Annotated in this window: 1 protein-coding gene; it reads left to right on the forward strand. The window is 60.4% G+C overall.

Translation table 11 applies throughout. The features are described 5' to 3' along the window. The coding region (locus tag J8I35_RS34375) for an RNA-guided endonuclease TnpB family protein (protein ID WP_209929394.1) at positions 1–1,031 on the forward strand (1,031 nt) is incomplete at both ends.

Consider the following 1,031-nt stretch of genomic DNA (forward strand, 5'->3'; position numbering starts at 1 on the left):
CTTGTCTACCGCTACCGCGTGAAGTCGCTCAACGGACTGCTCAACAAGCAGAGCCGTGCGGTGAACTACATCTGGAACTTCTGCAACGACACGCAGAAGCACGCGCTCAAGTGGGGCAAGAAGTGGCCTACAGGATTCGACCTGAACGTGCTGACGACGGGGAGCAGCAAGGAACTCGGTATTCACTCCGGCACGGTCAACGCGACGTGCGAGCAATACGCGAGGTCGCGCAGCCAGCACCGTCGGCCCTACCTGCGCTATCGCGGCAGGAAATCGCTGGGCTGGGTGCCGCTGAAGGGCCGTGACCTGAAGCGCGAGGGCGATGCGTTTCGTTTCGCCGGCAACACCTTTCGCGTGTTCAACAGCCGGCCGCTTCCCGAAGGCAAGATCAAGGATGGGACCAACTTCGCGCAGGATGCGCGCGGCAATTGGTTCTTGAACATCGTGATCGAGATGCCGGATGTTCAGGCTCGTCCGATCCGTTCCGGTGTCGGCATCGATCTCGGCCTGAAAGACTTCGCCACACTTTCGACCGGAGAAAAACTGCCGAATGACCGGTTCGGCCGACGCGCGGCGGAAAAGCTGGCGAAAGCGCAACGGGCGCGAAAGCACAAGCGGCATATCGCGAAACTGCACGCCAAGGTCGCGAATGCCCGAGCCGACTTCCAGCACAAGCTCGCGCTCGATCTGGTGCAGCGTTTCGATTACATCGCGGTCGGCAACGTGTCGGCCGCAAAACTCGCCAGAACCAGGATGGCAAAGAGCGTCTACGACGCATCCTGGTCGTCTTTCCGAAACAAGCTCCGCTACAAAGCGATTGCGCACGGGGCCACGTTCGAGGAAGTCGACGAAAGCGGTTCGACCCAGTCCTGTTCGGCGTGCGGATCGAAAGACAGCACGACGCGGCCGAAAGGTATCGCGGGACTGCGAGTAAGAGAATGGGCCTGCAGTGACTGTGGTGTCGTGCATGATCGTGATATCAACGCTGCGCTGAACATTCTCCGATGCGGACGTGCATCGCCAGGTGTGGG

It is taken from the genome of Burkholderia sp. CpTa8-5 (assembly GCF_017815045.1).
Lineage (GTDB): Bacteria > Pseudomonadota > Gammaproteobacteria > Burkholderiales > Burkholderiaceae > Burkholderia > Burkholderia sola.